The sequence below is a fragment of the Mycobacterium sp. 852002-51961_SCH5331710 genome (assembly GCF_001665535.1).
Lineage (GTDB): Bacteria > Actinomycetota > Actinomycetes > Mycobacteriales > Mycobacteriaceae > Mycobacterium.
Window position 1 is genome coordinate 1 of record NZ_LZSQ01000089.1, and the last position, 23,739, is coordinate 23,739.

17 protein-coding genes are annotated in these 23,739 nt (G+C 67.4%); 12 read left to right on the forward strand and 5 right to left on the reverse strand.

The annotated features are described in order from the left end of the window. Positions 1-1,233: HNH endonuclease signature motif containing protein (locus A5752_RS15220; protein ID WP_156613900.1), on the forward strand; the 1,233-nt coding region annotated here is incomplete at its 5' end. A gap of 45 nt (positions 1,234-1,278) precedes the next feature. On the opposite strand, the gene pgi is transcribed toward A5752_RS15220, so the two are convergent. After that, the gene (pgi, locus tag A5752_RS15225) at positions 1,279-2,946 is read right to left on the reverse strand and encodes a glucose-6-phosphate isomerase (protein ID WP_067087185.1); all 1,668 of its coding nucleotides are present in this window, start codon (positions 2,944-2,946) and stop codon (positions 1,279-1,281) included. Between the two features lie 48 nt (positions 2,947-2,994). On the opposite strand from pgi, the gene A5752_RS15230 reads away from it, so the two are divergent. Together A5752_RS15230 and A5752_RS15235 are read left to right on the forward strand one after the other, a co-directional pair. Beyond that, positions 2,995-4,443: an NAD-dependent succinate-semialdehyde dehydrogenase gene (locus tag A5752_RS15230; protein ID WP_067087041.1), complete on the forward strand. Its 1,449-nt coding sequence runs from the start codon at positions 2,995-2,997 to the stop codon at positions 4,441-4,443. Between the two features lie 57 nt (positions 4,444-4,500). Then, positions 4,501-6,504, forward strand: coding sequence for an SGNH/GDSL hydrolase family protein (locus tag A5752_RS15235; protein ID WP_502686736.1), 2,004 nt, complete (start codon positions 4,501-4,503; stop codon positions 6,502-6,504). A gap of 3 nt (positions 6,505-6,507) precedes the next feature. Here A5752_RS15235 and A5752_RS15240 read toward each other — a convergent pair whose 3' ends face one another. Then, complete coding sequence (locus A5752_RS15240) at positions 6,508-6,771, reverse strand: chorismate mutase (RefSeq protein ID WP_067087043.1); 264 nt, start codon at positions 6,769-6,771, stop codon at positions 6,508-6,510. A 281-nt stretch (positions 6,772-7,052) separates the two neighbouring features. Between A5752_RS15240 and pcrA the strand changes: the two genes are divergently transcribed. Further along, positions 7,053-9,386: a DNA helicase PcrA gene (pcrA, locus tag A5752_RS15245; protein WP_067087190.1), complete on the forward strand. Its 2,334-nt coding sequence runs from the start codon at positions 7,053-7,055 to the stop codon at positions 9,384-9,386. On the opposite strand, the gene A5752_RS15250 is transcribed toward pcrA, so the two are convergent. Then, on the reverse strand, positions 9,383-10,072 hold the full coding sequence (locus A5752_RS15250) for a hypothetical protein (RefSeq protein WP_067087046.1): 690 nt from the start codon (positions 10,070-10,072) through the stop codon (positions 9,383-9,385). The genes pcrA and A5752_RS15250 overlap by 4 nt on opposite strands. After that, on the reverse strand, positions 10,073-11,134 hold the full coding sequence (locus tag A5752_RS15255; RefSeq protein WP_067087049.1) for a M23 family metallopeptidase: 1,062 nt from the start codon (positions 11,132-11,134) through the stop codon (positions 10,073-10,075). Positions 11,135-11,393: 259 nt separating this feature from the next. On the opposite strand from A5752_RS15255, the gene sucC reads away from it, so the two are divergent. From sucC to modA, 4 genes are all read left to right on the forward strand, one after another. Continuing rightward, a complete protein-coding gene (gene sucC, locus A5752_RS15260; protein ID WP_067087052.1) occupies positions 11,394-12,578 on the forward strand; it encodes an ADP-forming succinate--CoA ligase subunit beta in 1,185 nt (394 codons plus the stop codon). A gap of 11 nt (positions 12,579-12,589) precedes the next feature. Next, positions 12,590-13,504, forward strand: coding sequence for a succinate--CoA ligase subunit alpha (sucD, locus tag A5752_RS15265; RefSeq protein ID WP_067087054.1), 915 nt, complete (start codon positions 12,590-12,592; stop codon positions 13,502-13,504). A 106-nt stretch (positions 13,505-13,610) separates the two neighbouring features. Then, positions 13,611-15,137 (forward strand): acetyl-CoA acetyltransferase, encoded by a 1,527-nt coding sequence (locus A5752_RS15270; protein ID WP_067087057.1) that lies wholly within the window; start codon positions 13,611-13,613, stop codon positions 15,135-15,137. An 8-nt stretch (positions 15,138-15,145) separates the two neighbouring features. Further along, positions 15,146-15,898, forward strand: coding sequence for a molybdate ABC transporter substrate-binding protein (gene modA, locus A5752_RS15275; protein ID WP_502686737.1), 753 nt, complete (start codon positions 15,146-15,148; stop codon positions 15,896-15,898). Here modA and A5752_RS15280 read toward each other — a convergent pair whose 3' ends face one another. Continuing rightward, on the reverse strand, positions 15,899-16,747 hold the full coding sequence (locus A5752_RS15280; RefSeq protein WP_067087063.1) for an LLM class F420-dependent oxidoreductase: 849 nt from the start codon (positions 16,745-16,747) through the stop codon (positions 15,899-15,901). 396 nt (positions 16,748-17,143) lie between these two features. Here A5752_RS15280 and A5752_RS15285 point away from each other — a divergent pair, with 396 nt between their 5' ends. Genes A5752_RS15285 through sfnG form a run of 4 tightly spaced genes read left to right on the forward strand, consistent with a single transcriptional unit; the run spans position 17,144 to position 23,738 of the window. Continuing rightward, on the forward strand, positions 17,144-18,715 hold the full coding sequence (locus A5752_RS15285; RefSeq protein ID WP_231983423.1) for a glycosyltransferase: 1,572 nt from the start codon (positions 17,144-17,146) through the stop codon (positions 18,713-18,715). Then, the gene (locus A5752_RS15290; protein WP_067087065.1) at positions 18,712-21,384 is read left to right on the forward strand and encodes an ArnT family glycosyltransferase; all 2,673 of its coding nucleotides are present in this window, start codon (positions 18,712-18,714) and stop codon (positions 21,382-21,384) included. The genes A5752_RS15285 and A5752_RS15290 overlap by 4 nt, the downstream gene beginning before the upstream one ends. After that, positions 21,381-22,565 (forward strand): glycosyl hydrolase family 8, encoded by a 1,185-nt coding sequence (locus A5752_RS15295; protein WP_231983424.1) that lies wholly within the window; start codon positions 21,381-21,383, stop codon positions 22,563-22,565. Before A5752_RS15290 ends, A5752_RS15295 begins: the two co-directional genes overlap by 4 nt. A 42-nt stretch (positions 22,566-22,607) precedes the next feature. Next, on the forward strand, positions 22,608-23,738 hold the full coding sequence (gene sfnG / locus A5752_RS15300; protein ID WP_067087068.1) for a dimethylsulfone monooxygenase SfnG: 1,131 nt from the start codon (positions 22,608-22,610) through the stop codon (positions 23,736-23,738). Position 23,739: the final 1 nt, after the last annotated feature.

A 23,739-nucleotide genomic window follows, 5' to 3' on the forward strand; every position in this document is an offset into this window, starting at 1 on the left:
TTGCGGATCTCCAAGGCTGAGGCGAGTCGGCGGGTGGCTGAAGCGGCGGAGTTGGCGCCGCGGCGGGCGATGACCGGCGAAACCCTGCAACCGGAGTTGGCGCACACGGCCGCCGCGGTGGAGAAAGGGTTGGTGGGGGCCGAGCATGTGCGGGTGATCCGGCGGTTCTTCGCCAAGGAGATCCCCGCCTCGACACCGTTTGACGTGCGCGAGGCCGCCGAAGCCCAACTCGCGGAGTTGGCCTGCAAGCACACCCCGGAGGAGTTGCGGGCGGCCGGGCAGCGGTTGGCGGCCTATCTGAACCCCGACGGGGACTTCTCCGATGAGTTGCGCGCGGCGCAGCGTTGGTTGCGGTTGGGTCGTCAACGCCTCGACGGGATGAGTGAGCTACGCGGGGTCATCGACCCGGCGACGCGGGCCGCGCTCGAAGCGGTGCTGGCGGTATGGGCGGCCCCGGGCAGGAACAATCCCGACGGCGACCAGCCTGACGCGGATCAGCCCGATCCTGCTGCCGAGCCGTCGGCGGAGGCGGTGCGCTCCGATACCCGCACCAGCGGGCAGCGCAACCACGACGCCCTCGGGGCGATGTGTCGGGCCCTGCTGGCCTCCGGCCAGCTCGGCGACCAGAATGGGGTGCCGGCCACGCTGCTGATCACCACCACCCTGCAAGAACTGGAATCGGGCAGCGGGCATGGGGTCACCGGTGGCGGGTCGCTATTGCCGATGAGTGACGTGATTCGCCAGGCGTCGGCGGCGCATCCATATCTGGCGGTCTTCGACAAAACCAGCGAGCAGCCGTTGTTTTTGGGGAGGGGGCGCCGGTTGGCGTCCAAGGCGCAGCGGTTGGTGTTGTTCGCCAAATACCGCGGCTGCACCCGCCCGGGCTGCACCGCCCCGGCCTATCAATGCCAGGTCCATCACGCTAACGGCGACTGGGCCGCTGGTGGGCGCACCGACATCACCGACCTCACCCTGGCGTGCGGGCCCGACAACCGCCGCGTCACCCCCGGCGGGTGGCGCACCCGCAACCGCAAAGACGGGCGCACTGAATGGCGGCCCCCACCCCAACTCGACACCGGCCAAGCCCGCACCAACAACTACCACCACCCAAACCGCTACCTCATCGACGACAACACCAACGGCACCGACGACGACGAAGCCGACTGTCCCGACCCTGACGACACCAACGACGACGGGAAGGGTTGCGACAGCGATAGTGGGGACGTCGCTTGAGTTACCTCAGCCGTAACCGCCTGTCTAGCTTGGCGTCTCGCTAATTCAGGCGGACCGGCCGCGCTCGCTGCGGTATCGGCGTACCAGAGCGTCGGTCGACGAGTCCGACTGTTCGGCGGGGGAGTCGTCGCCGGTGATGACCGGAAGCAGGGCCTTCGCCTGAGTCTTGCCGAGTTCGACGCCCCACTGATCGAACGAGTCGATACCCCAGACGACTCCCTCGGTGAAGACCTGGTGTTCATAGAGCGCGATCAACTGTCCCATCACCGACGGCGTCAGCCGGGTCGCGAGGATCGAGGTGCTGGGCCGGTTCCCCGGCATCACCTTGTGGGGCACCACATTCGGCGGTGTGCCTTCAGAGGCGATCTCGTCGGCGGTCTTGCCGAACGCCAGCACCTGAGTCTGCGCGAAGAAGTTGCTCATCAGCAAGTCGTGCATGCTGCCCTTGCCATCGGCGGTCGGCAGATCGTCTGTCGGCTGTGAGAATGCGATGAAATCGGCGGGAACCAGCCGCGTGCCCTGGTGCAGCAGTTGGTAGAACGCGTGCTGGCCGTTGGTTCCCGGCTCGCCCCAGAAGATCTCGCCGGTGCTCGTGGTGACCGGTGAACCGTCGGCGCGTACCGACTTGCCGTTCGACTCCATCGTCAGCTGCTGCAGATACGCGGCGAACCGAGCAAGATCGTTCGAATATGGCAGCACCGCACGGGTTTCCGCGCCGAAGAACTCGTTGTACCACAGACCGATGAGGCCGAGCAGCGCCGGCACATTCGATTCCAGCGGCGCCGTACGGAAGTGCTCGTCGACGATGTGAAACCCGGACAGGAACTCGGCGAACCGCTCGCGGCCGATGACCGCCATGACGCTCAAACCGATTGCGCTGTCGACCGAATAGCGGCCGCCCACCCAGTCCCAGAACCCGAACATGTTCTCGGTGTTGATGCCGAAATCGTCGACCAGCTTCCTGTTCGTCGACACCGCCACGAAATGCCGTGACACCGCGGCGTCGCCGAGCGCATCGGTCAACCAGCGCCGCGCCGCCGTCGCGTTGGTCAGCGTTTCGAGCGTCGAGAACGTCTTCGAGGCGACGATGAAAAGCGTTGTCGCGGGGTCGAGTCCGTCGAGCTTGGCCACCAGGTCTGCCGGGTCGACGTTCGACACGAAACGCGCCGAGATACCGGCATCGGCGTAGTGGCGCAACGCGAGCGTGGCCATCGCCGGTCCGAGGTCCGACCCGCCGATGCCGATGTTGACGACGGTCTTGATGGCTTCACCCGTCGCGCCCGTCCACTCGCCGCTGCGCAACCGGTCGGTGAAATCGCCCATCTTGTCGAGCACCTCGTGCACGTCGGCGACGACGTTCTGCCCGTCGACGACCAGTTCGGCGCCGCGTGGCAACCGCAGGGCCGTGTGCAGAACGGCGCGATCCTCGGAGGTGTTGATGTGTACGCCGGAGAACATCGCGTCACGCTTCTGCTCCAGACGCGCGGCGCGCGCCAGGTCCACCAGCAGCTTGAGCGTCTCGCGCGTCACCCGGTGCTTGCTGTAGTCGACGTAGAGGTCGCCGACCGTCGCCGCCAACTCCGTGCCGCGGGCCGGATCGTCGGCGAACAAGTCGCGCAGGTGTTTCGCGCCTACCTCGTCGTGATGCCGTTGCAACGCCTGCCACGCCGGAGTCGCGGCGATATCGGGTATCTGGTCGGTTTCGGCAGTCATGAACACGACCCTAGTGCGGCGAAAAGGCCAAAGGTGTACAGAAGAGTTATGGATACCGCGAAGCTGCTGTCGTCAGTGCCCACCGGACTCTGGATCGGCGGTGAGGAGCGCGAGGCGTCCTCCACCTTCGACGTGCTCGACCCTTCCGACGACCAGGTGCTGGCCTCGGTCGGCAACGCGACAGCCGACGATGCGATCGCCGCGCTCGATGCGGCCTGTGCGGTGCAGGCGGAGTGGGCGGCCACCGCGCCGCGCGAACGGGGCGAGATTCTGCGCGCGGTGTTCGAGAAGATCCGCGAACGCGCCGAGGACATCGCCACGCTGATGACCCTCGAGATGGGCAAGGTGCTGCGCGAGAGCATGGGCGAGGTCACCTACGGCGGCGAGTTCTTCCGGTGGTTCTCCGAGGAGGCGGTGCGCGTCGCCGGTCGCTACACGCACAGCCCCGCGGGCAGCGGTCGCGTCCTGGTCACCAAACAGCCAGTCGGCCCCTGCTACGCGATCACGCCGTGGAACTTCCCGCTGGCGATGGGCACCCGCAAGATCGGGCCCGCGTTCGCCGCAGGCTGCACCATGATCGTCAAGCCCGCGCAGGAGACGCCCTTGACGATGCTGCTGCTGGCCAAGCTCATGGACGAGGCCGGCCTGCCCAAGGGCGTGCTGTCGGTGCTGCCGACGAAGAGCCCCGGCGACGTCACCGCCGCGCTGATCGACGACGGCCGGCTACGCAAGCTGACCTTCACCGGGTCGACCGGTGTCGGTAAGGCACTGGTCAAACAGTCCGCCGACAAACTGCTGCGGACGTCGATGGAACTCGGCGGTAATGCCCCGTTCGTCGTGTTCGACGACGCCGATGTGGACGCCGCCGTCGAGGGCGCGATCCTGGCCAAGATGCGCAACGGTGGCGAGGCGTGCACCGCGGCCAACCGCTTCCACGTCGCCAACTCGGTGCGCGACGAGTTCACCGACAAGCTGGTCAAGCGGATGAGCGAGTTCACCCTCGGCAAGGGTGTCGACGAGTCGGCCACCCTCGGGCCGCTGATCAACGCCAAGCAGGTCGCCACGGTCGAGGACCTGGTCTCCGACGCCGTATCGCGGGGTGCGAAGGTCGCGATCGGCGGGGTGGCTCCCGGCGGGCCCGGCAACTTCTATCCGGCCACGGTGCTGGCCGACGTGCCCGCCGACGCCCGCATCCTCAAAGAGGAGGTGTTCGGCCCCGTCGCGCCGATCACCGGATTCGACACCGAGGAAGAGGGCATCGCGGCGGCCAACGACACCGAGTACGGGCTGGCGGCCTACATCTACACCCAGTCGCTCGACCGCGCGCTACGTGTGGCCGAGGCCATCGAATCGGGCATGGTCGGCATCAACCGAGGGGTGATCTCCGACCCCGCCGCACCGTTCGGCGGCGTCAAGGAATCCGGTTTCGGCCGCGAGGGCGGATTCGAGGGCATGGAGGAGTACCTCGAGGTCAAGTACATCGCGTTGACGAAGTAGTCGACACGCCGCCGCGCCTGCGCCCGCACGTCCGCTCGCGCGGGCAAGATTTCGCAAGTGAATGCGCGTCGCTCCGTCGCGCCCGCTGATCGCCGCCCGCTGTCAGTACGTCCCTCCTCGCGCGCGCATCGGCGTGGCGAGATCCCCGCCCTCGACGGCATCCGTGCCGTCGCCGTCGCCCTCGTGCTCGCCGACCACGGCGGCATTCCGGGCGTTGACGGCGGCTTCCTCGGGGTCGACGTGTTCTTCGTGCTCAGCGGATTCCTGATCACCTCGCTGCTGCTCGACGAGCACTCCCGCACCGGCCGAATCCGCCTGCGGGACTTCTGGATCCGGCGCGCCCGCCGCCTGCTGCCCGCGCTGCTGGTGATGGTGCTCGCCGTCGTGGCGGCGCGTGAGTTCTTCTCGACGGAGGCGATCGCCAACCTGCGCGATGACGCCGTGGCCTCGTTCTTCTGGGTGGCCAACTGGGCGTTCGTCGCGCAGCGCACCGACTACTTCTCTCAGGGCGCACCGCCGTCGCCGCTGCAGCACACCTGGTCGCTCGGGGTGGAGGAGCAGTACTACCTGATCTGGCCGCTTCTGCTGATCGCCGTCGCGTTCGTCTTCTGCCGGCGCAATCCGACGCATCTGCGGTGGGCCGTGTTGGGCCTTGCCACGGCCGGTGCGGTCGCGTCGGCCGCCGCGGCGATCGCCTTCGTCGGCGACGAAACGCTGAACCGGGTCTACTTCGGCACCGACACGCGCGCGCAGGCGCTTCTCGTCGGTGCCGCTGCGGCCGCCCTGCTGGTGCGGGACTGGACCACGGTGACGCTCGCCGGGCCGGTGATCAGAACGCGGTGGCTGCGGTTGGTCGCCCGGGTCGTCTCCGTAGTCGGCCTCGTCGTGTTGGGCTTCGCGGTACACATGGCGACCGGCAGCGTCGGCGACTTCCACAAGGGCCTGCTGATCATCGTCGCCCTGGCCGCCGCCGGCGTGGTCGGCGCGGTCGCGCTGGACCAGGAAGGCCCGGTCGCGCGCGTGCTCGCATGGCGGCCGCTGGTGTGGCTGGGCGCGATCTCGTACGGCGTCTACCTGTGGCACTGGCCGATCTTCCTGGCGCTCAACGGCGAGCGCACCGGCTGGTCGGGCTGGTCACTGTTCGCGCTGAGATGCGGCGCGACGATCGCGGCGGCGGCGCTGTCGTGGTGGCTCCTCGAACAACCGATCCGGCGGTGGCGACCGGTGATCGTGCCGATGCTGCCGTTGGCGGGTGCGACGGCAGCGACGGCAGCGGTGATCACGATGACCGTGCTGCCGGTCGGGGTGACGCCCGGCGGTCCAGCGCTGGAGGAGCCCAGCATCGACTCCGCCGCGCTGATCGCGCCGGAGGTGCCGGTCGAGGTGCAACGCCCGACGGCTCGCGATCCCGGGACCAGGACCGTCGCGGTGTTCGGCGACTCCGTGGCGTGGACGCTGATGCGCTACCTGCCGGAGATACCGGGCATGGCGTTCACCAACCACACGATGATCGGATGCGGCATCGCGCGCGGCGGCCCGTACCGCTACGTCGGGCAGACGCTGAACCAGAAACCCGAATGCGATTCGTGGCCGAGCAGGTGGTCACAGCGCGTCAAGAGCGACCGACCCGACGTCGTGCTTCTGATTGTGGGGCGCTGGGAGGTCGTCGACCGGATGAACGAAGGCCGGTGGACGCACATCGGTGAGTCGACGTACGACGCGTATCTGCGCTCCGAACTGAACCGCGCGCTCGACATCCTGTCCTCGACGGGCGCGCGCGTCGTCGTCACGACCGAGCCTTACAACCGCCGTGCCGAGAAACGCGACGGCAGCCTGTACCCGGAGGACGATCCCGACCGGGTCGACGACTGGAACGCGTTGCTGCGCAGCGCCGTCAAATACCGGCCGAACGTCACCGTGCTCGATTTGAACCGCAAGCTCGGCCCGAACGGGGGCTACACCAACTGGATCGACGGCATCCGCATCCGCAGCGACGGCGTGCATCCGACGCCGGAGGCCGTCGAGTGGCTGACGCCGTGGCTGACCGACGCGCTGCGCTGAGGGTCAGTGGCCGAGGCGGCCGCGGCCCAGTCGCAGCAACAGCATCGCGAGGTCTTTGCCCTCGGGGCCGAGTTCGCTGTAGCGCTCGATGACCTTCATCTCGCGGCTGTGAACCAAGCGCGTTCCACCGGAGGCCATCCGGGCCTGACCGATCATCTTGGACACCTCGGTACGGCGCTTCACGGCCGCGAGGATCTCGGCGTCGAGCCGGTCGATCTCCCGGCGGAGGTCATCGATATCAGGCACAGTCTCGGTTTCGGTCGTCATGGGATTTCACCGCCTCGTTGTGTGGGTTCCTGGTCTTGTTCGGTCCTGGCCTCACACAAGAGACGAGCCGCGGATCCGGGACCGCGGGGCTCTCACAGAAGCTGCTAGACCACGGGTACCGCGCCGCGGCACCCGCAGATAAATCCCTGTTTGCTGAGCACGGGACAAAGTGTGCCACCAAACGTCGGGCCAGCGCAAAGCCCATGCGCGGTTCGACCGTGGGGCGGATGCGCGGTTCGGGCGCAGGAGTGTCCCTGTGCAGCGGTAAGTTCGACACTGACATGAGTGCACCGAACATGATCGCACCGAACGGGGCCACCGAATCAGACTCCCTGCTCGACGGGCTCAACCCACAGCAGCGCCAGGCCGTCCTGCACGAGGGCTCGCCGCTGCTCATCGTCGCGGGCGCCGGCTCCGGCAAGACGGCTGTGCTCACTCGGCGGATCGCCTACCTGCTCGCCGCCCGTGACGTCGGTGTGGGACAGGTGCTGGCCATCACGTTCACCAACAAGGCCGCCGCCGAGATGCGCGAGCGGGTGGTGGGCCTCGTCGGCCCGCGCGCCCGTTCGATGTGGGTGTCGACGTTCCACTCCACCTGTGTGCGGATCCTGCGCAACCAGGCCTCCCTCATCAAGGGCTTGAACTCGAACTTCTCGATTTACGACGCCGACGACTCACGCCGCCTGCTGCTGATGATCGGTAAGGACATGGGCCTGGACACCAAGCGGTATTCGCCGCGGTTGCTGTCCAACGCGATCTCCAACCACAAGAACGAGCTGGTCGGCCCGGAGCAGGCGGCGGCCGAGGCCGCAGAGGCGGGTGAGGAACTGCCCGGCATCATCGCCGAGGTCTACGGCGAGTACCAGCGCCGCCTGCGCGCGGCCAACGCGCTCGACTTCGACGACCTGATCGGCGAGACGGTCGCTGTGCTGCAAGCGTTTCCGCAGATCGCCCAGTACTACCGGCGGCGGTTCCGGCATATCCTCGTCGACGAGTACCAGGACACCAACCACGCCCAGTACGTGCTGGTGCGGGAACTCGTGGGGACGGCGGCCTCGCAAGATGACCCGGCCGGGGTGCCGCCTGCCGAACTGTGCGTCGTGGGCGATGCCGACCAGTCGATCTATGCGTTCCGCGGTGCGACGATCCGCAACATCGAGGACTTCGAACGCGATTATCCGAACGCGACAACCATTCTGCTGGAACAGAATTACCGCTCGACGCAGAACATCCTCAACGCCGCGAACGCAGTGATCTCCCGCAACGCCGGCCGCCGCGAGAAGCGGTTGTGGACCGACGAGGGGGAGGGCGAGCTGATCGTCGGCTACGTCGCCGACAACGAGCACGACGAGGCGCGATTCGTCGCCCAGGAGATCGACACGCTCGTCGACGACGGGCTCAATTACAGCGATGTGGCGGTGTTCTACCGCACCAACAATTCCTCGCGTGCGCTCGAAGAGGTCTTCATCCGAGCGGGCATCCCCTACAAAGTCGTTGGAGGCGTTCGCTTTTACGAACGCCGGGAGATCCGCGACATCGTCGCGTACCTGCGGGTGCTGGACAATCCCGGCGACTCGGTGAGCCTGCGTCGCATCCTGAACACCCCGCGCCGCGGCATCGGTGACCGCGCCGAAGCGTGCGTCGCGGTGTACGCCGAGAACACCGGGCTCAGCTTCGCCGACGCACTGCAGGCGGCCGCCGAGGGCAAGGTGCCGATGCTCAACACCCGTGCCGAGAAATGCATCTCGGCGTTCGTCGAGATGCTCGACGATCTGCGCGGCCGCCTCGACGGTGAGTTGGGCGAGTTGGTCGAGGCTGTGCTCGACCGCACGGGTTACCGCGCCGAACTCGAGTCGTCGAGCGATCCGCAAGACCTCGCGCGGTTGGACAACCTCAACGAGTTGGTCAGCGTCGCACACGAATTCAGCACCGACCTGGCCAATGCGCAGGCGCTCGCCGAGGAGGAGACCCTCGACGAGGACATTCCCGACACCGGCGTGCTGGCGCAGTTCCTGGAGCGGGTGTCACTGGTGGCCGACGCCGACGAGCTTCCCGAGCACGGCGCCGGTGTCGTCACGATGATGACGCTGCACACCGCCAAGGGCCTCGAGTTCCCCGTCGTGTTCGTGACCGGCTGGGAGGACGGCATGTTTCCGCACATGCGGGCGCTGGGGGATCCCGCCGAGCTGTCCGAGGAACGCCGGCTGGCCTACGTCGGCATCACCCGGGCGCGACAGCGGCTCTACCTCAGCCGGGCCAAAGTGCGTTCGTCGTGGGGTCAACCGATGCTCAACCCGGAATCGCGCTTCCTCAAAGAGATTCCGCAGCACCTCATCGACTGGCGGCGCGCCGACCCGACTCCGTCGTCGTTCAGCGCACCTGTCAGCGGAGCGGGACGCTTCGGAACCCCGAGGCCGTCGCCGACGCGGTCCGGCGCCGGTAAACGGCCGCTGCTGGTGCTCGAACCCGGCGACCGGGTCACGCACGACAAGTACGGGTTGGGCCGCGTCGAGGAGGTGAGTGGTGTCGGCGAGTCGGCGATGTCGCTCATCGACTTCGGCAGCTCCGGTCGCGTGAAGCTGATGCACAACCACGCGCCGATCACCAAGCTCTAGCCGGAGCGTTCCCAGCGTCCCGTGGCGGGCAGGGCGGCAAACACGATGCTCGCCACTGGCAACAGCGGGATCGCGTAGACGACGGCGGGCAGCTTCGCACCCGCGACGAACAGGCTGGAGAAGATCAGCAGCGCCACCATCGCACCGACCATCACCAACAGGCGGCTCACCCAACGGCGCAGCAGCAGGCCGATGAGCCCGGCGATGAGGGCGGCGGCAGAGATCGCGGTCAGAAAGCCGATCGCGACGCAGAACAGTTGGTCTGAGCGCCACCATCCGGTGATCAGGTCGGTGGCGATGACGGCGGTGGTCCACCCGGTCAGGATGCTCGCCACCGCGGTTGCGATCGCGGTCTTCGGGCTGGCGGCCGGCGATACCGCGACCGGCCTGGCGCGCGGGATGTAGGTGGTGTCCGGCGCGGCCCGGTCGGACATCTGGGTCGGCCCGCCGATCTCGGACATCTGTGTCGGCCCGCCGGTGTCGGACATTTGCGTCACGCCGCTGGTGTCCACCATCTGCGTGGGCGGATCCGCGATCGGGATCGCTCCGGTGGGATGGCGCCGGATGATGCTGGTCTTCGGTTCCTGACCGGTCGGGATCTCTCCGGACGGGTGACGACGAATGATGCCCGTGTCGGCGCTCGACGGCGCTCGGCGTGTCAGATCGGAATCGTCGTCGCTGGCCACTCAGCCAGAGTAGTTGCCGAGGGACAGGCCGCGTTTGGCCAGCCAACCCACCGGGTCGACACGATCGGTGCCGTTGAGGTGGACCTCGAAATGCAGGTGCGGTCCGGTCGAGTTGCCGGTGTTGCCCATCTTGGCGATCTGGTCACCGGCCCACACCCGCTGGCCGACCTCCACCTGCCACGCGCTGAGGTGGCCGTACAGCGTCACGGTGCCGTCGGAGTGCCGCAGCTTGACCATGTTGCCGTAGCCGGCGTACGGGCCTGCCGAGATGACCACGCCGTCGGAGGCGGCGAGCACCGGGGTGCCGATCGAGTTCGCGATGTCGACGCCGCCGTGCAGCGCGCCCCACCGGTAGCCGAAGCCCGACGTCCACACGCCCTTGGTGGGCATCACGAACATCGGCCGCTGCAGCCGGGCCTCGCGTTCCGCACGTTCCTGCGCGAAAGCGGCGGCCTTCTGGATCTCCTCGGTGTGCAGCGTCGAGCTGGCGGCCGGCGTCACCGCGACCACCTGCATACCGCCCGTCGACCCGCTGATCGGATTGGCGAGCGCGGTCTGGTCGGCGGCCAGAACGGTCTCCGAGGACTTCTCCTGCGTCGCGTTGGCCATCGAGTAGGCGCCTGCCGCCGTCGCCCCGACCGCCATCGCGGCGACCATCAGACGGCCCTTGACGGGGACTTCCTGCTTGCGGTGCGCCGGCGTGCGGGTGCCGATCCGAATGACGTCGGTGGCGGCCATCCCGTCGCTGGTGTCGGTGTGGCTGTCGCGGTAGGCATGCGAACGGCGCGCGTGGCGCGGACCCGCCGCGAACTCCGTGGGCACGGCCAGGCGCAGCGGAACGAGGTCGTCGGTGTCGGTCAGGTCGTCGAGCTCGGGAGCACGGATGACCTGGGCTTCGCGGTCGAAGGCGCTGTTCTCACGGAAATCGATGTCATCGAGATCGCCGAACTCGTTGAACGGAATGATGTCGGTGACTTCCGACGGGGATTCGCTTACGCGGCGGCTGATTTGCCGATTCGTCGACGATCTGCGATGAGATCCGGACGAACGGTGCGAAGCCAACCTGGAAAATCCTTGCCTGTCGGGATGCCTGTCGTGACCAAAGCGTTATCGAGACCAGAGGCACGTTAACCAACTCCGGATGACGGCTGCAACCCGAGAGACTATTCCACGGGCGATTGTGACTTGTATCACTGGAGCGAGGCGGTGAGATCTACCACATGAGCGGTGGGCGGTGCCAACGCGTCTTGAGCGTGTGGATAAAGTTCCTCCGAGCCTTCGGCCCAAACTCCGCAATCGACGCGCTAGAGACAGTGAGCTAATGGATCTCTTCGAATACCAGGCGAAAGAGCTCTTCGCCAAGCACAACGTGCCCACCACACCCGGACGGGTGACCGACACCGCCGAGGACGCCAAGGCCATCGCCGAGGAGATCGGCAAGCCTGTGATGGTCAAGGCGCAGGTCAAGACCGGCGGCCGCGGTAAGGCCGGCGGCGTGAAATACGCAGCCACCGCCGACGACGCGTTCACCCACGCGCAGAACATCCTCGGCCTCGACATCAAGGGCCACATCGTCAAGAAGCTGCTGGTGTCCGAGGCCAGCGACATCGCCGAGGAGTACTACATCTCCTTCCTGCTCGACCGGGCGAACCGCACCTACCTGGCCATGTGCTCGGTTGAGGGCGGTATGGAGATCGAGGAGGTCGCCGCGACCAAGCCGGACCGGCTGGCCCGGATCCCGGTCGACGCCACCAAGGGCGTCGACGAGGCCTTCGCGCGGGAGATCGCCAAGAAGGGCCACCTGCCCGAGGAGGTGCTCGACGCCGCCGCGGTGACGATCGCCAAGCTGTGGGAGGTCTTCGTCGGCGAGGACGCCACACTCGTCGAGGTCAACCCGCTGGTGCGCACCCCCTCCCGCGGTGGAGACGATCCAGGCCAGATCCTCGCCCTGGACGGCAAGGTCACCCTGGACGGCAACGCCGACTTCCGTCATCCCGAGCACGCCGAGTTCGAGGACCGCGACGCCACCGATCCGCTGGAGCTCAAGGCCAAGGAGCATGACCTCAACTACGTCAAGCTCGACGGCGAGGTGGGCATCATCGGCAACGGCGCCGGCCTGGTGATGTCGACGCTCGACGTGGTCGCCTACGCCGGTGAGAACCACGGCGGCGTCAAGCCCGCCAACTTCCTCGACATCGGCGGCGGCGCCTCGGCCGAGGTGATGGCCGCGGGTCTCGATGTCATCCTCAACGACTCGCAGGTCAAGAGCGTGTTCGTCAACGTGTTCGGCGGTATCACCGCCTGTGACGCGGTGGCCAACGGAATCGTCAACGCGCTGAAAATCCTCGGTGACGAGGCCAACAAGCCGCTCGTCGTGCGGTTGGACGGCAACAACGTCGAGGAGGGCCGCCGCATTCTGGCCGAGGCCAACCATCCGCTGGTGACCGAGGTGGGAACGATGGACGACGCCGCCGACAAGGCCGCCGAGCTGGCGGCGAAGGCCTGAAGGGACTGACCATGTCGATTTTTCTGAACAAGAACTCCAAGGTCATCGTCCAGGGCATCACCGGCGGTGAGGGCACCAAGCACACCGCGCTGATGCTCAAGGCGGGCACCCAGCTGGTCGGCGGCGTGAACGCGCGCAAGGCCGGTACGACGGTGTCGCACAAGGACAAAGATGGCAACGACGTCGAGTTGCCGGTGTTCGGCAGCGTCGCCGAGGCGATGAAGGAGACCGGCGCCGACGTGTCGGTGGTGTTCGTGCCGCCGAAGTTCGCCAAGGACGCGATCATCGAAGCCATCGACGCGGAGATCCCGCTGCTGGTCGTCATCACCGAGGGAATCCCGGTGCAGGACACCGCATATGCGTGGGCCTACAACCTAGAAAAAGGTGGAGGGAAGGGTCCAAAAACCCGGATCATCGGACCGAACTGCCCGGGCATCATCACGCCGGGTGAGGCGCTGGCGGGCATCACGCCGGCCAACATCACCGGTTCCGGTCCCGTCGGCCTGGTGTCCAAGTCGGGCACGCTGACCTATCAGATGATGTTCGAACTGGGCGATCTCGGCTTCTCCACCTCGATCGGCATCGGCGGCGACCCGGTGATCGGTACGACGCACATCGACGCGATCGAGGCCTTCGAGAAGGACCCCGACACGAAGATCATCGTGATGATCGGTGAAATCGGCGGTGACGCCGAGGAGCGGGCGGCCGATTACATCAAGGCCAACGTGAGCAAGCCCGTCGTCGGCTACGTCGCGGGCTTCACGGCGCCGGAGGGCAAGACGATGGGCCACGCGGGTGCCATCGTGTCCGGTTCCTCGGGCACCGCGCAGGCCAAGAAGGAAGCGCTGGAGGCGGCGGGCGTGAAGGTCGGCAAGACGCCGTCGGAGACCGCTCGACTGGCTCGCGAGATCCTGCAGAGCCTGTAACTCGCGTGACGTACAAACCGTCCCCGGCTCCGCGGCCGGGGACGGTTTCGTGTTCGGGGTGGCTGTCGATTAGCCTGACGAATTAACACCTGTCAGGAGGTCTGTAATGGTCGATTCCCGGACCCCGGTCATCGTCGGCGTCGGGCAGTTCACCGAGCGCATCGACGATCCCGGCTATCGGGGCATGTCGGCGGTCGACCTCGCGACGGAGGCGGTGCGTGCGGCGCTGACCGACACCGGGCTCGGCGCCACGGCGGCCGCGAAGGCCATCGAGACGGTGTACGCGCTGCGCCAGTTCGAGATCTCCGGCCCGATGCCGGCGACGCTGGGCAAGTCGAACAACTATCCACGGTCGGTCATGCGCCGTGTCGGCGGCGATCCCGCGCGCGTCGTGCTCGAACCGGTCGGCGGACAGGGCCCGCAGAAACTCGTCACCGAGGCCGGCAACGCGATCGCCGCCGGCGAATTCGATGTGGCGATGGTGATCGGCTCGGAACCGGGTTCGACGGCTCGGTACTTCGCGAACCGCGACCACAAGCCCGACTTCACCGAACACGTCGAGGGTCAGCTCGAGGACCGCGGCCACCAGGTCCACCAGTACTTCACCGAGTACACCGCGTCGCACGGGTTGACCGGCGCCGCAGTGCAATACGGCCTGCTGGACAACGCCCGCCGCAGCCGGTTGGGGTTGGGTGTGGCCGAATACCGCCGGCAGATGGCCGAGCTGTTCGCGCCGTTGTCGAGAGTCGCTGCAAAGAACCCGTTCTCGTCGTCGCCGGTCGAACGCTCGGTGGACGAGATCATCGCGGTCACCGACGACAACCGGATGATCTGCGATCCCTACCCCCGTCTGCTGGTGGCCCGCGATCAGGTCAATCAGGGTGCCGCCGCGATCATGATGTCGGTGGCTGCTGCCCGCCGACTGGGGGTGCCCGAGGAGAAATGGGTGTATCTGCACGGGCATTCGGATATGACCGAGCAGGGTCTGCTGGACCGGGTCGACCTCGGCGCCAGCCCCGCGACCGTGCACGCCGTGCGAGAAGCCTTGCGGGTGGCCCAGATCGGGGTCGATGACATCTCGACTTTTGATCTCTACAGTTGCTTCCCGTTCCCCGTGTTCGTCGCCTGCGAGGCGCTGGGCATCGACGGGGACGACCCACGGGGTTTGACGGTGACCGGTGGCCTGCCGTATTTCGGCGGCCCGGGAAACAGCTACTCGTTGCATGCCATCGCCGAGACCGTCGCCCAAATGCGCGACAGGCCCGGGCAATACGGCCTGGTTGGCGCCAACGGCGGCACGATGAGCAAGTATTCCGTCGGCGTCTATTCGACGCTGCCGGTCGACTGGCGCACCGATGACAGCGAACGCCTCAGCGCCGACGTCGCGGCACTCCCGGTGGTTCCGGTGACCGAGCGTCCCGAAGGGCGCGCGACCATCGAGACCTATTCGGTGCGCTACGACTGGCCGGTCCGCACCGGAATCATCGTCGGCAGGCTCGATTCGGACAACTCGCGGTTCCTGGCGATCTCCGAGGACGAGGAGCTCGTCGCGTTGATGTCCGACGGCGACCTGCTGGGCGCGGCGATCACCGTGCGCCCGGATGAGAAGGTCAACCGCGCGAGTTTGGCCTGAGCGCAGGAGTGCCAGCCGTGAGAGCGCTCTCCCTTCTGGCCGCACTCGTTCTCACGTTGGCCGTCGGCTGCGCGAAAGAGCCGGCGGCTGATTCGCTGATGGTGTTCGCCGCTGCGTCGCTGAGGGCGACGTTCACCGAGCTCGGTGCGCAGTTCGAACGGGACCACCCCGGGACCCGGGTGGAGTTCTCCTTCGCCGGGTCCTCGGACCTCGCCACCCAGCTGACGCAGGGTGCACAGGCCGATGTGTTCGCCTCCGCGGACACCGCCAACATGGACAAGGTCGCCACGGCGGGGCTGCTCGCCGGCACCCCGGTGAACTTCGCATCGAACACGCTGACGATCGCAGTGGCGCCGGGAAACCCGGGGAACGTCAATACGATTCGTGATCTGACCCGGCCTGGCGTCAGCGTCGTCGTCTGCGCGCCTGTGGTCCCGTGCGGGTCGGCGACTAGGAAGGTCGAACAAGCCGCCGGTGTCGAGCTGTCGCCGGTCAGCGAGGAGTCGTCGGTCACCGACGTGCTGAACAAGGTGACGAGCGGTCAGGCCGACGCCGGAATCGTCTACGTCACCGACGCGCGGGAAGCGGGTGCGCGGGTCAGCGCGGTGCCCATTCCCGAAGGCGCCGACGTGGTCAACGTCTATCCGATTGCGTCACTGAAGGACTCGGTGCACCGCGACCTCGCTCAGGACTTCGTCGACGCGGTGACCGGCGAGGGGGGACAGCGGGTGCTCGCCGAAGCGGGCTTCGGTGAGCCCTGATCAGACCGATGCGGCCAGCTTGCCTGCCAGCCGTTCGACGTAGGCGGCGACGTCGTCGGCGGACTTGTCGGGGAGGCCGAAGAGCACTTCGGTGACACCGAGATCGGCCCAGCGGGCGAGCTTTTCGGGATCGGGCTTGAAATCGAGGGCGACGATCTGCGGTGCGCCGTCGCGTCCAGCGGCCGCCCAGGTGTCCTGTAGCAGCTTGACGGGTTCGTCGATGTCGAAGTCGCGTGGGGTGGTGATCCAGCCGTCCGCGGAGCGGGCGATCCACTTGAAGTTCTTCTCGGTGCCCGCGGCGCCGACCAATACCGGGATGTGCGATTGAACGGGCTTGGGCCACGCCCAGCTGGGACCGAAGTTGACGAACTCGCCCTCGTACGAGGCCTCCTCCTGGGTCCACAGCGCCCGCATCGCTTCCAGATATTCGCGCAACATGGTGCGCCTGCGGCCCGGCGGGACGTTGTGGTCGGCGAGCTCGTCGGTGTTCCAGCCGAAGCCGACCCCGAGGCTCACGCGGCCACCCGACAGGTGGTCGAGCGTCGCGATCGACTTCGCCAGCGTGATCGGGTCGTGCTCCACCGGCAGCGCCACCGCGGTCGACAGCCGGACCCGCGAGGTCACTGCCGCGGCCGTGCCGAGGCTCACCCAGGGATCGAGCGTGCGCATATAACGGTCGTCGGGCAGCGACTCGTCGCCCGTCGTGGGATGCGCGGCCTGCCGTTTGATCGGGATGTGCGTGTGTTCGGGCACGTAAAACGTGGTGAATCCGTGGTCATCGGCCAGCTTGGCGGCCGCAGCGGGGGTGATCCCGCGATCGCTGGTGAACAGAACGAGCCCGTAGTCCATGCCCAGAATTAGAACGTGTTTCAGTCTGAGGGGCAAGCATGGGTCCATTTCGGCTCTCATTGCCGGGCCGCCCCGGCGTTCCGACGCCCGCTGGCCGGCCGGGACGGTGCCTCCTCATCGCGTCGCAATTGCGGGTTGAGCAGGCCTAACGCGAGCTCTTCGAATCACTTGTCCGTGCGTCAATCACCTTGTTTCGCAAACCCTTTCGACGGCGACGTGATGCACTGCACGTAACGGGCGCATGCGCCGGGGCGACATGCACAGAGATAGCGCTCTTGTTCGAGATGCACGAGAGAGCTGGTTCAGAGGTGTTCGCCGTGCCGGTTCTCAGTACGCAGCGGCACCTCCCGTCGAGGTTGCGATGGGCGCAGGTGTCGCCAGACTTTAGGCGAGAAAATGCCCCGCATAACCCGTGGCGGCGCCGCGTTCGGCGCCGTCGTGTTGATATTCGCCGCGTTCGTGGTCTTCGGTGGCCATTGGTTCGGCGGCGACGACGAATCCGGCGGGCCGCCGTCGGTGCCTGCCGGCGACACCGCGGTGACCCAGTCGGGCCCCGCGCCTGCCCAGCCGGACAGCCGTTCCGTCGGCGCGTCGGGTGGCGCGTTGCCTCAGGCGGACGGCGTGCAAGCCGCCTCCGGCGATGACGGTCAGGCGGCACCGCTGCCGCCGCCGCAACGCAACGACCCGCTGAGCCTGGCCGACATCGTGTTGTTTGTCGTGATGGGGACGGTGTCGTTGCTCTTGTTCGTGATCGCCGCGACGACGCTATGGTGGATGCTGCACGCATGGCACAGCCCAGAGGCGTTGTCCGGGACAGGTTTTCGCCGTCGCTCGGCACACCGGCCGTGGTCGTTCTCACTGTTGCTGCCCGCCCGCCACGAGCAGGATGTCCTCGGCGACACCATCGATGCGTTGGCCCGGCTCGATCACCCCGCTTACGAAGTGATCGTCATCATCGGACACGACGATCCCGAGACCGAGCGTGTGGCTCGGGCAGCGGCCGCGCGGCATCGGCGCACCGTCCGCGTCGTCATCGACGACAACATCCCGAAGAACAAGCCCAAGGCGCTCAACACCGCGTTACCGGCCTGCCGCGGTGAGGTCGTCGGCGTGTTCGACGCCGAGGACGAGGTCCACCCGAGCCTGCTGCGGCTGGTCGAGGCCCGATTCGAAGAGTCGGGCGCCGACGTCGTCCAGTCGGGAGTGCAGTTGATGAACGTGCGCACCAGTTGGTGGTCGCTGCGCAACTGCCTGGAATACTACTTCTGGTTCCGCTCCCGTCTTCACTTCCACGCCGAACAGCGGTTCATTCCGCTGGGCGGCAACACCGTGTTCGCGCGAACCGCGCTGTTGCGAGCCGTCGGCGGATGGGATCGCAACTGCCTGGCCGAGGACTGTGAGATCGGCGTTCGGCTCTCCACCCGCGGCGCGCGCGTCGCGGTGGCCTATGACCCCCGTGTGGTCACCCGCGAGGAGACACCGGGCTCGGTTCGGGCGCTGGTCAAACAACGCACGCGCTGGGACCAGGGCTTCATGCAGGTCTATCAGAAGGGCGAATGGCGCAAGCTGCCGACTCGGCGCCAACGCCTGCTTGCCCGTTACACGCTGGCGATGCCGTTCCTGCAGGCCGCCACGGGCGCGTTGGTCCCTATCGCCATCGTGTGCATGTTCGTCCTCAAGGTTCCCGTGCCGCTGACCTTGCTGACATTTCTGCCGCTGGTGCCGACGATGGTCACCGTGGCCGTCGAGGCCGCCGCGCTCGGGGAGTTCGGCAAGGAGTTCGGCGTGCGTATCCGGCTCTGGGACCACGTCCGCCTGGTGCTCGGCGCCTTCCCGTACCAGCTGCTGCTCGCTGCCGCGGCGGTGCGGTCGGCGTGGCGGCAGAGCCGCGGACAAGGCGGCTGGGAGAAGACCGAGCACGCCAACGCTCACCGCGCGGTCGGTCCAGAAGAGCGGATCGCGGCATGATTCGATCGATTCGACTCAATCCCTCGATTCCGATCGTCGTCGCGTTGATGGCGCTGACCGGCGTGTTGCGCGCGATCAACATCACGGGTTCCCCGACCCGGCTCGATGACGAAGGCACCTATGTCGCACAGGCTTTCGCGGTCGTGCAATGGGGTGAGCTCGCGCACTACACCTATTGGTACGACCACCCGCCCGCCGGCTGGCTGCAGCTGGCGGCGTGGATGGTGATCACCGGCCCGGGTTTCGGTGGCAATGCCGTTGTCGCGGGCCGCTTTCTGATGGTTCTCGTCGCGGTGCTCGCCGCCGGGCTGCTGTGGTTACTGGCACGTCGCGTCGGCCTGTCCCGCTGGGCGGCCACGCTGGCCGTGGCGATCTTCGCCCTCTCGCCGCTCGCGATCTCCCTCGGCCGCTCCGTCTATCTGGACAACCTGGCCGTGGCGTGGGTCCTTGGTGCGCTGGTCCTGATCTGCTCACCGCGCCACCGGCTTTCGGCGATGTTCGGCGCGGCGGCCTGTTTCGGCGTCGCGGTGCTGACGAAGGAGACCATGCTGCTGCTGGTGCCGATGGTGGCATGGCTGGTGTGGTGCAAGACCGTGCCCGCTACCCGGCGGTACGCGTTGGCGGTCTTCGGCGCGGTCTCCGTCCTGGTGGTCAGTACCTACGTCGTGATGGCCGTCATCCGGGGTGAACTCGTGCCGGGCCCGGGCCACGTGAGCCTGTGGGACGGCATCAAGTTCCAGCTGTGGCAGCGCGAATCCGGAGGAGCGCTGGGCGATCCGGACTCGCTGAAGCGGCACACGATCGATGAGTGGTTGCGCCTGGATCCGGTGCTTCCGCTGCTCACCGCGCCGATTGCACTGGCCGCTCTGCTGATCGAGCGTCTGCGGCCGTATGCGGCCGGACTGCTGATCCTGGTTGTCATGGTGGTCCGACCGGGTTACCTGCCCGTGCCGTTCGTGATCGCAACGCTGCCGCTGACCGCGATGCTGGCGGCTGGACTGGCACAAGAAGCCGTCAGCCGCCTGAAGCGCAGCGCACCGCAGCCCGTGAGGACCGGCGGTTGGCGGCGCACAGCGTCGGGCCTGGCCGCTGCCTTCGGCGTTTCGATGGTGGTCGCGCTCTGGCTTCCGGGCCACGGGCAGGTGTTGGCGAGCAATGACGATGCGTCGTTACAGCGGGCGCAGCAGTGGATTTCGCAGAACGTCTCCAAGAAGGACCGGCTCATCGTCGACGACGCGCTCTGGGTCGACCTTCTGCGGGAGGGCCGAGACCGCCACAACGTGGTGTGGTCGTACAAGGTGGACACCGACGAACAGGTCCAGAAGCTGGCACCCGCCGGCTGGGCCGATTACGACTGGGTCGTGTCGACGCCGTCGATGCGAGCCAACATGCCCGATCAGGGTGTGCTGACCGATGCGATCGCACATGCGCAGCCGGTGGCCACGTTCGGGGACGGTGGCAAGAAGGTCGACGTGCTCCGCGTCGACGACGGCGCGCAGGCATCGAGTCCCGCGCAACCGGCGGCACCGGCGTTCGGGGTACAGGTGGCCGCGCGCCTGGATGCCGGATCGGATCCCGACGCGGTCGCAACCTTGCAGTCGGCCACCGTCGATCAGCGTGTCGTCGCCGCGCTGGCGGTGATCACCGCGACACAGCCCGTCGCCCTCGAAGGCATCACCTCTATCTCCGCGGAGCGGACCGCCGGAACACCCGAAAGAGAATTCGCAATCGGTGGTTCACCGGAGCGGCTGCGGACAGTCGCTGCCTTCCTCGACCGGCAGGAGAGTCCCTTCGCGGTCGAGTCGGTCGCCCTACGCGACGGACGGCTGACGGTCCGTTTTCCCGCCAAGGCGACGAACATCGGTCTCGGCGGAAACGCAGCGCCGGTGCCCGAAGGTGCGGGCTCGGTCCGGGTGAGCGACATGCGACGGGGCTCGGCGCCGGACCGCGTGGAATTCGTGCGCATCGATGGCGGTCCCGGCGGCTCGATTTCGTTGGGCGACAGGCCGAATCCGACCGAGTACCGCAGCATCGCCGCTGGCACTTATGTGATGGCCACGGTCGAAGCGCGCACCGGCACCGTGAAGATGCGCCAGGCCTTCACGGTCTCGCCGGGTGCCTCCTACACGCTGGGACTGTTCTCCGCTGCAGAGTCGTCGGAGGTGGCCGCGCAGCTCGCGCCCGACGGTGGGCCTTCGCCCGAGCCGACGGTCCGACTGATGCACGCCGCCGGGGCGACCGGTCCGGTCAAGCTGGCGCTGACCTCGACCGCGTCCGGACCAACCGTGCTGGCGGACAACGCTTCCTACGGTCTGATCACCGGCTACCTACCTCAGCCGCCGGGTGTTCACGAGGCAGTGATCACCGTCGAGGGCAGAGAATTCCGGCGGCCCGTCGTGCTCGCCGACGGCGCGCCCACGACGCTCGTGCTCACGGACGGGCCCGACGGGCCGGACCTTCGTCAGGTGCGCGATGTGCCTGCCGCGTCGGCGCCGCTCGACCCGCCCGATGTGGTGATCCCCGCGGCCGAACTGCCGCCGGACAAGACGCCGTCGAAACCCGTCGGCGTCAACGACCCACGGCAGCAGGCGATCCCGCTCGTGCTGTGTACAGCCGTGATCGCGGGCGCCGTGGTGCTGGCCGTACGAGCCCGAAGGAGTCGACAGTGATTCGCTTACGCACGGTGGCCGTGAAGGTCCTGATGGTGGTGACCGTGGTGGCCGCCGGATGGGGCGTCGCACACGCGGCGGATCCGCGCGTCTCGCAAACCGACATCGGCACCATGCGAGAGGCGGCCGCTCGCCAGGCCGGACAAGACTTCCTCGACCGCTACGTCGAAGACGACGGACGCGTGGTGCGCCGCGACGAGGGCGGCGACGTGGTCAGCGAAGGCCAGGCATACGGCATGTTGATCGCCGCCGCGCTGAACGACGAGGACCGGTTCCGATCGATCTGGGACTGGACGAAATCACAGCTGCGCCGCCCCGACGGGCTTCTGTCCTGGCGGTGGGCGGACGGCAGGGTGGTCGACGCCAACAGCGCCACCGACGCCGACCTCGACGCGGCGCGCGCCCTGGTGCTCGCGGGCGGCCGGTTCGAAGCGCAGGGGTTGGTCGACGCCGGTAAGCGGCTTGGCGCCGATGTCATGCGGGCCGAAACAGCCCCGGTCGGCTCCGCCGCGCCGCCGCCGGTCGACGTGGCTCCGCCGGGGCAGTGGCTCGTCGGTGGTGGCCTGACGACGGTGGCGGGCAACTGGGCGACCACGCCCCCGCACGCCATCGACCCCGGTTACTTCAGCCCTCGCGCCGAGGACGAACTCTTCCGGGCCTCCGGTGACCGGAGGTGGCTCGAGATCAGCCGCACCCAGCGAACGCTGAGCTGGCAGTTGGTCGGCGTGGACCGGCTGCCGCCGGACTGGGCGGCCGTGAACCCGGCCGGCCATGCGACGCCGATCGAACCGCCCGGCGGAGGACCCGTGAATTTCGGCCTGGATGCCGCGCGCCTTCCCGTCCGCTTCGCCGAGTCCTGTGATGCCGATGACCGGGCCCTCGCGGCATCGATGCGCGAGCAGATCGCGGCGCCCGGGAACCCGCCTGCGGTGCGCAATCTCGACGGGTCGACCGCCGGAGAGTGGCAGCATCCCCTGGCACTCGTCAGCGCCGCCGCCACCGAGACCGCCGCCGGAGAGGCGGACGCGGCGGCGGCGCGCCTCGACCAGGCCTCGGCGTTGCTGCAGCGCTATCCGACCTACTACGGCGCCGCATGGGTGGCCCTCGGCAGGATCATGCTCGCGACGGACTTGCTGGGCGAGTGCCCGCAGGGTGGGGCGCGTTTCCTTCAACGTGATTGATACCGGCGACGTGCCGGGCCCGCGCTGCTGTCATGTCAGACCATGACGACCGAACGCATTGCCGATCATGTGAAGTTCGCCTACTGGGTGCCCAACGTCAGTGGTGGGTTGGTGACGAGCGATATCGAGCAGCGCACCGATTGGAACTACGAGTACAACGCCAAGCTGGCGCAGACCGCGGAGAACAACGGGTTCGAATACGCGCTGAGCCAGGTGCGCTACGAAGCGAGTTACGGCGCTGAGTACCAACACGAATCGACGAGCTTTTCGCTGGCGTTGTTGCTGGCCACGCAGAAGCTGAAGGTGATCGCGGCGGTGCATCCGGGGCTGTGGCAGCCGGCGGTGCTGGCCAAGCTGGGCGCCACCGCCGACCATCTCAGCAATGGTCGCTTCGCGGTCAACGTGGTGTCGGGGTGGTTCAAGGACGAGTTCACCCATCTGGGCGAACCGTGGCTCGAGCACGATGAGCGCTACCGGCGCAGCGCCGAGTTCCTGCAGGTGCTGCGCAAGATCTGGACCGAGGACGACGTCGATTTTCGCGGCGACTTCTATCGCATCCACGACTTCACGCTCAAACCCAAACCGCTCAACACTCCCGAGCGTCCCAACCCCGAGTTGTTCCAGGGCGGCAACTCGACCGCGGCGCGGCGCAACGGCGGCCTGTACGCCGACTGGTATTTCTCCAACGGCAAGGATTTCGACGGGGTGACCGAGCAGATCGTGGACGTGCGTGAGCACGCTGGCGGGGCGGGCCGCGAAGTCCGGTTCGGGCTCAACGGATTCATCATCGCCCGCGACACCGAAAAAGAAGCGAAAGACGTCCTGCGCGAGATCATCGCCAAGGCCAACAAGCCGGCCGTCGACGGGTTCCGCGCCGCGGTGCAGCAGGCGGGCAACTCGACCGGGGACAAACGCGGTATGTGGGCCGATTCGACGTTCGAGGACTTGGTGCAGTACAACGACGGGTTCCGCACTCAGTTGATCGGCACGCCCGAGCAGATCGCCGAACGCATTGCGGCGTACCGCAAACGCGGTGTCGATCTGATCCTCGGCGGGTTCCTGCACTTTCAAGAAGAGATCGAGTACTTCGGCGCGAAGGTGTTGCCGCTGGTCCGCGAAATCGAACGGTCCGAACAGGACAGCGTGGGCGAACCGGTGCTGGTCTCGGCATGAC

What these genes read in the sequence shown, in the direction of transcription:
- pgi (WP_067087185.1), bottom strand. Translation starts at nt 2,946, where the DNA reads ATGACTGCCGAAACCGACCAGATACCCGATATCGCCGCGACTCCGGCG.
- A5752_RS15230 (WP_067087041.1), top strand. Translation starts at nt 2,995, where the DNA reads ATGGATACCGCGAAGCTGCTGTCGTCAGTGCCCACCGGACTCTGGATC.
- A5752_RS15240 (WP_067087043.1), bottom strand. Translation starts at nt 6,771, where the DNA reads ATGACGACCGAAACCGAGACTGTGCCTGATATCGATGACCTCCGCCGG.
- pcrA (WP_067087190.1), top strand. Translation starts at nt 7,053, where the DNA reads ATGAGTGCACCGAACATGATCGCACCGAACGGGGCCACCGAATCAGAC.
- sucC (WP_067087052.1), top strand. Translation starts at nt 11,394, where the DNA reads ATGGATCTCTTCGAATACCAGGCGAAAGAGCTCTTCGCCAAGCACAAC.
- sucD (WP_067087054.1), top strand. Translation starts at nt 12,590, where the DNA reads ATGTCGATTTTTCTGAACAAGAACTCCAAGGTCATCGTCCAGGGCATC.
- A5752_RS15270 (WP_067087057.1), top strand. Translation starts at nt 13,611, where the DNA reads ATGGTCGATTCCCGGACCCCGGTCATCGTCGGCGTCGGGCAGTTCACC.
- A5752_RS15280 (WP_067087063.1), bottom strand. Translation starts at nt 16,747, where the DNA reads ATGGACTACGGGCTCGTTCTGTTCACCAGCGATCGCGGGATCACCCCC.
- A5752_RS15285 (WP_231983423.1), top strand. Translation starts at nt 17,144, where the DNA reads ATGCCCCGCATAACCCGTGGCGGCGCCGCGTTCGGCGCCGTCGTGTTG.
- A5752_RS15290 (WP_067087065.1), top strand. Translation starts at nt 18,712, where the DNA reads ATGATTCGATCGATTCGACTCAATCCCTCGATTCCGATCGTCGTCGCG.
- sfnG (WP_067087068.1), top strand. Translation starts at nt 22,608, where the DNA reads ATGACGACCGAACGCATTGCCGATCATGTGAAGTTCGCCTACTGGGTG.